At 51.0% G+C, this 9,312-nt stretch carries 8 protein-coding genes; 4 read left to right on the forward strand and 4 right to left on the reverse strand.

What is annotated here, in order from left to right; genetic code table 11:
• Positions 1-225: 225 nt before the first annotated feature.
• The 4 genes from AC0IM9_RS20180 (at position 226) to AC0IM9_RS20195 (ending at position 3,788) form a co-directional block, all read left to right on the forward strand.
• On the forward strand, positions 226-969 hold the full coding sequence (locus tag AC0IM9_RS20180) for an SDR family oxidoreductase (protein WP_482805212.1): 744 nt from the start codon (positions 226-228) through the stop codon (positions 967-969).
• The gene (locus AC0IM9_RS20185; RefSeq protein ID WP_482805213.1) at positions 966-1,724 is read left to right on the forward strand and encodes an SDR family oxidoreductase; all 759 of its coding nucleotides are present in this window, start codon (positions 966-968) and stop codon (positions 1,722-1,724) included. Before AC0IM9_RS20180 ends, AC0IM9_RS20185 begins: the two co-directional genes overlap by 4 nt.
• Before the next feature lie 3 nt (positions 1,725-1,727).
• Positions 1,728-2,930 carry an NTP/NDP exchange transporter gene (locus AC0IM9_RS20190; RefSeq protein ID WP_482805214.1) on the forward strand — a complete coding sequence of 401 codons (1,203 nt, stop codon included), beginning with the start codon at positions 1,728-1,730 and terminating at the stop codon, positions 2,928-2,930.
• 327 nt (positions 2,931-3,257) lie between these two features.
• Entirely contained in the window at positions 3,258-3,788 is a 531-nt protein-coding gene (locus AC0IM9_RS20195) for an REP-associated tyrosine transposase (RefSeq protein WP_482805215.1), read from the forward strand.
• Positions 3,789-3,835: 47 nt separating this feature from the next.
• Here the strand turns inward: AC0IM9_RS20195 and AC0IM9_RS20200 are convergent, their stop codons facing one another.
• From AC0IM9_RS20200 to AC0IM9_RS20215, 4 genes are all read right to left on the reverse strand, one after another.
• The gene (locus AC0IM9_RS20200; protein ID WP_482805216.1) at positions 3,836-6,454 is read right to left on the reverse strand and encodes a tetratricopeptide repeat protein; all 2,619 of its coding nucleotides are present in this window, start codon (positions 6,452-6,454) and stop codon (positions 3,836-3,838) included.
• 205 nt (positions 6,455-6,659) lie between these two features.
• The gene (locus AC0IM9_RS20205; protein ID WP_482805217.1) at positions 6,660-7,004 is read right to left on the reverse strand and encodes a DUF5615 family PIN-like protein; all 345 of its coding nucleotides are present in this window, start codon (positions 7,002-7,004) and stop codon (positions 6,660-6,662) included.
• Complete coding sequence (locus tag AC0IM9_RS20210) at positions 7,001-7,228, reverse strand: DUF433 domain-containing protein (protein WP_140914245.1); 228 nt, start codon at positions 7,226-7,228, stop codon at positions 7,001-7,003. The genes AC0IM9_RS20205 and AC0IM9_RS20210 overlap by 4 nt, the downstream gene beginning before the upstream one ends.
• A 322-nt stretch (positions 7,229-7,550) precedes the next feature.
• Entirely contained in the window at positions 7,551-9,200 is a 1,650-nt protein-coding gene (locus tag AC0IM9_RS20215) for a TonB-dependent receptor (protein ID WP_482805218.1), read from the reverse strand.
• Between the last annotated feature and the right edge of the window lie 112 nt (positions 9,201-9,312).

Here is a 9,312-nt window from a genome sequence, read left to right on the forward strand (position 1 = left end):
TACATCCCGCCTGGCAAGCCGAGAGACACTCCCGATGAGGAAACTACCGACTGGAGAGCCGTGTGCGGGAGAACCGCCCGCACGGTTCGGAGGGCGGGAAGGGCTTAGGCCCTTTCCGACCCCTATCCAACCTTAACTTAACGGCATTGGTTTTTTGATGGGTTTTCAGCGCATTTAGCTGCATACACAAAACAGTTCGATTGATTTTTTAATGAGGTATACAAAATGAACAAAGGATGGATGATTTTGGCGGGTTTACTTGGGCTGCAAGTCGCTAATGCGGATCAGCTTGTGCTGGTGGCCGGAGCCACCGGGCGCACTGGCGTGCATGTGGTGCAGCAACTTCAGGGCCAGGGGATTAAAGTGCGGGCCTTGGTGCGTGATGCCAACAAAGCCAAAGAAACCCTGGGAGATGGTGTGGAAACCGTCATCGCGGATGTTAAAGATCCGGCCAGTTTACAAGGTGCTTTAGTCGGCGCGACGGCGGTGGTCTCGGCCATAGGCTCGGGCGGGGATTGGTTCGGTGATAACGGCCCGGAATTTGTTGATTACGCGGGTAACAAAAATCTGGCTTTAGCCGCCAAAGCTGCCGGTGTTCAGCATATGGTGCTGGTGTCTTCGATGGGTATCAGCAATTTGCAACACCCTTTAAATCGACGCTTTAACAACGTGCTGATCTGGAAATACCTGGGCGAGGAAGCGCTCAGGAAAAGCGGCGTGCCGTACACCATTATTCGACCTGGCGGCCTGAAAGACGATGCCGTGGGGACACGAGGCATTCGGCTAACCGGCGCGGACCAAGCGGGACAAGGTACTGTTAATCGCGCCGATGTGGCATTGGCTTGTGTCAAAGCATTGTTCAACCCCGCCGCACAAGGTAAAACCTTTGAGTTGACCAACATGGATCAAACCGGCGAGCTTAGCGATTGGTCGGCTTTATTTGCGGGCGTGGAGCAGGACAAACAATGAGCCTGCGCAGCCGTTTAAGCAAATGGCTGATGCTCGGATTATGGGCAACCAGTCTGACAGCCAGCGCCGATAAAATCCTGGTTGCCGGTGCCACCGGCGGCACCGGGCAGCACATCGTGCATCATTTGCTGCAACAGGGGCAGTCGGTGCGGATTTTTGCTCGCGATGCCGACAAGGTACAACGCTTGTTTGGCTCGACAGCGGGCTTGGAAATTCATATCGGTGACATTCGCGATTCGCAAGCCGTCGCGCAGGCCGTGCAAGGGGTCACCCATATTATTTCTGCGGTCGGCGCACGTAGTCAGGATGAAGACGATGCCAACAGTGCGCGTTATGTCGATTACGAAGGTACGCAACATCTGGTCAAAGCCGCTCAGCACTATGGCATCCAGCAGATTATCTTGGTTTCGAGCGCAGGTTTGAGTGATTCGGTGTATGCCGAATCGGTCAAAAATCGTCCGCTTTTGTTGTGGAAAAAACAAGCCGAGCAAGCCATTCAAAGCAGTGGCATTCCTTACACCTTGGTGCGTCCTGGCCGTTTACTGGATGAAGACGGTGGACAATTTGGCATCCGCGTCACGCAAGGCGATTATCAACGCGGCGAAGGCATTGCCCGCAATGATGTGGCGCGGGTCTGTGTCGCGGCACTGAATCAACCGGCAGCGTATGGTAAAACCTTCGAAATTACAGGCGATCGCAGTCAAGCGCCGGTCACTGATTGGCCGGCGTTTTTTCAAGCCATGCGACACGACTAAACCATGCAGCCTTTAAAAATCCGTTTTGCCGCGCTCGACGCCCGCGGCCAGTCCCGGCTTGCGGCTTGGGTGGGCTTTGCGTATTTCTTTTTTCTGCTCAGCAGCTATTACGTGTTACGGCCTTTGCGTGAAATGCTGGGGGTGAGTGGTGGTACTAAAAACCTGCCCTGGTTATTTAGCGCTACCTTTGCCGCCATGCTGTTAGCAGTGCCGGCCTACGGCTGGATTTGCAGCCGTTTTCCACACCGTCGGTTTTTGCCCTGGGTGTATGGCTTTTTTATCAGCCATTTACTGCTGTTCTATGGTTTGTTGCAATGGGACATCAACAATCTCTGGGTAGCCAGAGGCTTTTTTGTTTGGCTGAGTGTGTTTAGTCTGTTTACGGTTTCGGTGTTCTGGAGCTTTATGACCGACGTATTCGACAAGCAGCACGCACAGCGCTTGTTTGGCTTTATTTCCGCTGGCGGTAGCTTGGGGGCTATGGTGGGGCCGTTGCTGGCAACCGGTTTGGTGGGCGTTATTGGCCCGGCCAGCTTGTTACTATTGTCCGCCGTATTGCTGGCTTTGACTTTGCCCTGCATTCATTTTTTGTTGTACTGGCAAGCCGGACAAGCAACCGACCATTCAGCCCGATTTGCCGGAGATCAGCCCATGGCGGGCGGCATCTTGTCCGGTTTGGGCTTGCTGCTGCGCAATCCTTACCTGTTGGGCATTAGTGGCTTTATTTTGCTGGCTAGCGCCAACGGCACGTTTTTGTATTTACTCCAGGCCGATTTTGTCGCCAACACCTTTACCGACAAAACCCAGCAGACTCAAGTATTTGGGGCGATAGACAGCGTGGTGAACGGCTTGTCGATTCTGGTGCAGCTGATCTTCACCCGACGCATCATTGCCACTTTCGGTGCGGCCTGGACACTGGCCAGTATTCCCATCGTCATGGCACTTGGCTTTGCCGCATTTGGCTGGAACCCGAGTTTGCCCTTGTTGCTGGTGTTGATGATTTTACGCCGGGTCGGGGATTACGCCATTCTAAGGCCGGCACGCGAAATGTTATTCGCGCCGCTTGATCGGGTTACCAAATACAAGGCCAAAAACATTATCGATACCGTCGTATTTCGCGGAGGTGATGCCCTGACCAGCTGGCTATATGCGCCATTCGGCGCCTTAGGCATTGGCTTGATCGCCGCTGCTATTGCCAGCGTTTGAGCGGGTTTGGGCTTTGTTTTGGGCCGACGACATCAACAGACCCAACGCTGAAAAGCGCTCGATTTACGTGGGTTAGGTGCAGGGGTGGGCTATTTCATTCCACACCAGCCGCCCATTCTGGCTCAAGCCAAGCCCTGCCATCGATTCCGATACGATTACGCCAGCACTGAATGACTGCTTTTGGAGGAGGCAAATTGGCGGGATCGCCCCAAAAGCGACAGTTGGTTGAGATTTCCAATGACCGCTAATGGATATAAGCTGAATCTGAGTTTGTGGACGTAGGCTGGGTTGAATGATAATGAAACCCAGCTTGTAACGGAAACGCTGATGCGTAGATACATTCGTAGTCATTTAAAAGGCGGCGCATATTTCTTTACCGTCAATCTTGCGCAAAGACACCAAAATGATTTACTGATTAGGTATATCGACGAATTACGCAATGCGTGTCGCTATACCAAGCAGCGTCATCCCATGGTTATTGAAGCTATGGTGGTACTGCCGGAACATTTACATTGCATTTGGCGCTTACCCGAAGGTGACGACGATTATCCGATGCGTTGGCGCTTGCTTAAATCACATTTTTCCAGACAGATTCAAAAGAACGAATTCGTTTCCGACAGTCGATTACGGAAAAACGAACGTGGGGTATGGCAACGGCGATATTGGGAGCACCAAATCCGGGATGAAACGGATTATCAGCGACATTTGGATTATATTCATTACAATCCGGTGAAACATGGTTATGTCGATAAAGCAGTGGATTGGCGTTATTCTTCCATCCACCGCTGGATTAAATTAGGGGTTTACACCGAAAATTGGGCTGCTCTGCCGGACTTAATCGAACAAAACTGGGAATGATCGCTGGGTTTCACGTTGTTCAACCCAGCCTACGGCCCTAAGCGGATTTACCGATCATATTCCGCCCAAAAAATCTCGCCTTTTTCGTATTCGGCGTAGGCAATCGCAACGTTTAGCAAGGTGTGAATTTGAGACGCAATGTTGTCCAGCTTTTCGGGCATTAGCTTCAGCAGTTCCGCCACGAGCGTGTTTGCCAGCTCTGTATTTCCCGCAGTCTTCGCCCAATAAGCGCAGGCTCCTAGCGGCGATTCTTCAATGGGAAAGCTATTTGAGTAATATTTTTTGACCGCGCGAGTTTTTGCTTCCTCAAACCAAGCGCTTGCCAACGCAGGCTGTCGAATGGCATGAGCGGTATACGCCAATTCGCATAAGGCTTTGGCGCCATATTGGCTTTCGGTCATCGCGCGGGCAGATTCGGCGAGCGATTCAATCGTCTTTAATTTCTGGGCTTCGTGAACTACCAGCGTATCCACTTGCAAAAGCGTGGCGATCGAATGTATCGCTTGCCGGCGGTCCGAGGGTTTCATGCTGGCCGTCAGCGAATCAGGTAAATCCTGCAACTCGCCTCTCAGGGCTGATTTGACAAACTCTTGTCCTTCATCGTTTTCTAGGCCCTCCGCAATAGCCTGTGCCTGACGCCAACTGTTCAGACGATCATTGAGCAACCCGATTTTAGCAATCGCGTCGAGAAGCTGCGTATTCGGCTCTTGTTTAAATTGCGCCAAGGCAATTTCAGCTAAAACCTTCTGGCGTGGTTGCTTCTGAACCACCAATTGGCCATGGCGATCGGGTTCCAGAAATGACCACGCCGTGTCGAGCGCATCGGCATCAGCTCCAGTTTGAGCGAGTAATTTGACGATACCTTCATCGCCCGGCGTGCTATATACGAATTGGCCTTGGCCTGTAGACATATTCTTCGCCAGCTCGTTAGCCGCTTCCTTTGCATATGCCTGTGCCTTATCGGCTTGTTTCAGTTTAAGCAGTGTTTCCGCTATCTCCAGCAAGCCACGCGCACGCCTACGGTGATGGTCGTAGTTGACTGCGATGCTTCGCGCTGTGGCGAGTTCGGTTTCCATCTCGCTGTTGCGGCCGAGAGCGGCGAATACCTCAGCTTTGGCTAATGCAAACAAATGAGGAAAACCATCGCCGTGGTTTCCAGGGTATATCGCAGCTAGCTCATCCAGGCGAGCCAGAGCGGCCGGGACATCGCCCTGTTCGGCCCGCTGTACTGCTATTTTTAAGCTGATAAGTGGATCTTCGAAGCGACCGCGTTGCCAAATTGGTTCCAACCAACCGGTGGCCAGCACATCGAGCTTCATATTCTTTATGTCTCGGTATTCTCTAGTGCAGCTGTCTGTAGGGCAATGAAAGTCTTTGGCTTCGGTCAATGCCTCGACAAAATCGGTTTTGGCTTTTTCCGGATTTCCGCATAAAAAAGCTATTTTTGCCAATTTGGCTTTGGTTATGAACGAAACTCTTTTATGTCCCATCGCTTTTTCAAGTTCGACTATTTTCTCGGCTAAAGCTTGTCCTGCGTCATATCGGTTGGCTTTACATAGCGCTACCGCAACATCGTCCATCCCGCTTTGAAAAACTGGTCGGGTTATGTTTCTCACGGCGCCAACAGCCTTCTCAGGTTCGCCCAATCGCGCATACAACACACCTACACGCGCAGCGAGTTGACTTTCCTTGAGGAAATAGGGTTCGCCTTGTTCCAATTCGCCCAATGCTTCACGGGCAGAGGTAGCATCGCCACGGTCGAGCCGGCCTTCGGCCAGGGCCAGCATAACGGCGGTATAAATACCGGGCTGTTTGTCTTTGAACGCGCGCAGACCGGAAAGAGAAACGGTACCGGCGTTCGCCTCCGCAGATAAAATTTCCGCCAACTGCGCTGCCTCTTCAATGTTACCGTGTCTTGCCTGTGCGATAGCAGCGTTTTCCAGAATTCTAAAGGCATTCGGAACCTGTTCGGTTTTGGCAAAATTGAAATAACGCAGTGCCTTATCGGCGCTCACCGGGCTATCACCCACTAAAAACAACGGCAAAACCGATTCCATGGCACTGAGATACGTTGCTCTGGGGGAACCGGTTCGCTTTGTGAAAGCAATGTCGAAAGCTTGCGTCGCTGAACGTTGAGCCTCAGGATTTAATCCCAAGGCCCACTCCGCCCGCGCCAAAAGACTGGTCGGTTCGGCAAGCCAGGAATAACGGTTATAGTTGCTATTGGTATCCAATAGATATGTTTTACGCGCCCACTCTGGAATCCCTAATGCCAGTGCCGTAAGGCTAAAACCGTTACGGTGAGCAAGCCCATCAGGTGAATCATATGGTAAATTTTCGGCCACCTGTTCGAATAGACACGCCATGTTGGGTTGAGCGAGACATTTGGCATAGCGGTTTTTCGGCCAGTCGACATTTTCAACCAAGTCAGCAGCAGCTGGCGGACTTGGGTATTGCGAGACCAGATCGGGCAATGGTGTATCCAACCCAGTAGGCGGCTTGGCATCGGAACTTGAAGTTGACGATCCTGCTGCCAACGTCGTGCTCGGCGCTTGCAACGCAATAGCTAGAATGACGAGGACAAAGGAACTTTCGAGTCTACCAATGAATTTAGTGGGGAGTGTTAACAATCCTGTGCCAAGATTTTTTCCATTTGTAATGAACATGCAGTTCTCGTTAATTTTTTGTTTCCAACACCAAGCTTTCAAACTAATTCGCCGTATAAGACTAGCATCTATCATTCATCTCAGCGGACTTGGCGAAGCGATCAGTCAGATTTCTACTCAAAACCTGCCTTTCTTGATCAGTTTTTTCACTAGTATCAATGTCGCAAAGTGGCCGATAACGGGTATTGATAAAACAAGCTTAACATCACGACTTATCGGCCAATTCCACAACCACATGACCTTCAGCTAATAATTGCAGGGCTTGTGGAAAAACTTCTTTGAACAATGCCTGTAGTCGTTGGTTGGTCGTATTACCGCAGGTAACCCAAAGTAATTGCGGTGGTGGTTGCTGCTGACGCAGCAATAGTTCGACAAAATCACTGTCTTTACTGATTAAAACGATACCCTCTTGCTGAGAGCGTTCGAAAATCTCCAGATCGTTGGCATCACGCAATCCCAGATCTCGGAGGGCATAGGCTTCAACTTTGAATGTCCAGCGCAGCCAATCGGCCAGATTTGGCGGTAGTTGGGCGTCAACCCAAAAAATCATGCGACCAGTCGTTCAAGGTTGGCTCGTCGGGCTGCGTACAGCAGGCAGGCTTGGATGTCAGCGAGTTCCAGGTCCGGGTAGTCGAGTAGAATGCTCTCGGTACTTACGCCTTCTGCCAGCATCTGCAAGATGTCACTGACCCGTATCCGCATGCCGCGAATACAAGGTTTGCCGCCACATTGCAGGGGATTATGGGTGATTCGGCTTTCAACTTGCTCGTTCATAATGTGACTGTTCCGTTACTCATTTGACGTTATTTTAACTTCATAAGGCTAAAGGATACTCGCCGCGTAGTCTCTAACTTTTATTTCCTCAGTATTTACGTAAAGGTACGCTGTGCAAACCCTTTAACTGGATTTGGTGCCAAACCAATTCTTGACAGCACATAGCCAGTACTAACCTAGTAATGATTCCATTTTGCTCGCCAACTACCTGACAGTCAAATGGATCACAGGTAGCTCAATCTCTTGAAATTGGATGGCGACATTGAAGTTCAGCTTTTGGCCTTAGCTGTTGAGAACAAAAGCCAAAAGCCTGCTTTTGTCGTCAATAATTAAAGCTGAGCTCCACCAGAAAGTTACGCCCCGGATTGGGGGCAAATTGGAAATATTGTTCGTTGCTTAAATTGTTGGCCATGAAGCCGACGCTGACGTTTTTAGTGGGGCTGTATTTGATTTTGGCATCCATTAACCAAAAGGCCTGAAAACCACCGTATACATCGTGCACCACGTCAATGTTTTCAGCCGTATCAAATGATTCGGAAACATGGCGGCCAATCAAGCTGCCGGACCATTCCTGCCAATTGGCTTCCAGGCCAACGGTCAATAAATGTTCCGGTGAATTGGGCAAGCGTTTGCCTTCTGAGGCGGGTGTGCCAGGACTGGACAGCGTGGTTGCGGTGGGGGTCCAGGTGTAATTGCTGAACAGCGACAGCCAATCGGTCAGGTTCTGGTCGAGCGATAATTCCACGCCTCGGGTAATGGCTTCAGCGGCATTGATGCGTTGCGAGCCGGTAAAGTTGGCGCGGCGTTCGATTACTTTGTTTGAAATTAAGTCCGATAAATGGTTTTCAAAAAATGTGGCTTTAATTTGGGTGTCGGTTGCCGCGATTTTTTGCTCAACACCCACTTCCCAAGATAAGTTGCTTTCGGGGGTCAGATTGGGATTCGACAATGTCGTGGCGACCACGCCGCGGCGTGAATCAACATACAGGTCTTGCAAGGTGGGTGGGCGGAACGATTTACCTGCCGATGCGCGTAAGGTGGCCCCTTCCCAGGCATCTTTGTAGATCAGTGACAGCTTGGGATTGACTTCGACACTTTCCTGCGTGGATTCGGGCTTGAAAGTATTAAATGCGTAATCTTTGCTGATCCCTGTGGCTTGCCACCAATCGACCCGTGTGCCCAAATAGGCGGTAAATTGATCGGTAAAACGGATTTCGTCTTGTGCAAAAAATGACGTGGTGTCGGTTGAGGCATCGGCCACCAGGCGAGTACCTGTCCGGCTGTAGCGGTCGTTCCATTGGCTCAGATCGTAATCTTTACGATCCATTTCACCATGATCCACTTCAAATCCCGTGGTGATCATTTGACTTTTGGTCAATGGAAATACCAACTGCGCCCGACCGTTGACCATCGTGCTTCTGGTGTGGTTTGACGTACCCGGACCACCCCCTAAACCGGAGCTGGTGAGGACGTTAGTAAACCAGGTGTCCCGGGAGGTGTGGTTGAAGTTGACCGTTAATGCCGTATCGGCACTGAAATTGTGTTCAAACTTCCAAAAGCTGCGCAAATCGTCTTCATGCGATGGCGAGTTCAGAAAGACGTTTGGCGTTACCTGTCCCAATAAGGTGCCATTCTGCCGAATTCTGCCGCTGATTACCGGATTGCCGTTGGCGTCGCGTAGATAGCTGTTAAACGGGTCTTGGCTGTAACCAATGTCGGAGTAGAAGTAATGGAGACCCGCCGAAAGACGCGTGTAGTCATTAAAATCATAATAGGCTTTGATATGACTGTTGTGCGATTCCCATGGTGCGCGGCCATGATCGCCCACTAAATAAGCGGTTTGTCCTTGCGCGGTGGTGGTCGGGATGGCGCCTGTGACATTGGTAATTGGGCCGCCTCCGCCCGGATTGGCAAAACCCCAGATGTCACGAATGCCGTCATTGAGCTCGTGGTGGTGTGTAATGGTCAACAAAAACCGGACACCACATCAGGCAGCGTTTCTATAAAATTCCCGCTCGAATTCAAGCGGGGATTGATAGCCCAATGTTGAGTGCGATCGGCGGCCGTTATAAAAAGCCAAATAA

Source organism: Methylomonas sp. Uni0011 (assembly GCF_056850255.1).

Coding starts and splice junctions, on each gene's coding strand:
- AC0IM9_RS20205 (WP_482805217.1), bottom strand. CDS start 7,004: ATGATTTTTTGGGTTGACGCCCAACTACCGCCAAATCTGGCCGATTGG.
- AC0IM9_RS20190 (WP_482805214.1), top strand. CDS start 1,728: ATGCAGCCTTTAAAAATCCGTTTTGCCGCGCTCGACGCCCGCGGCCAG.
- AC0IM9_RS20200 (WP_482805216.1), bottom strand. CDS start 6,454: ATGTTCATTACAAATGGAAAAAATCTTGGCACAGGATTGTTAACACTC.
- AC0IM9_RS20210 (WP_140914245.1), bottom strand. CDS start 7,228: ATGAACGAGCAAGTTGAAAGCCGAATCACCCATAATCCCCTGCAATGT.
- AC0IM9_RS20180 (WP_482805212.1), top strand. CDS start 226: ATGAACAAAGGATGGATGATTTTGGCGGGTTTACTTGGGCTGCAAGTC.
- AC0IM9_RS20195 (WP_482805215.1), top strand. CDS start 3,258: ATGCGTAGATACATTCGTAGTCATTTAAAAGGCGGCGCATATTTCTTT.
- AC0IM9_RS20185 (WP_482805213.1), top strand. CDS start 966: ATGAGCCTGCGCAGCCGTTTAAGCAAATGGCTGATGCTCGGATTATGG.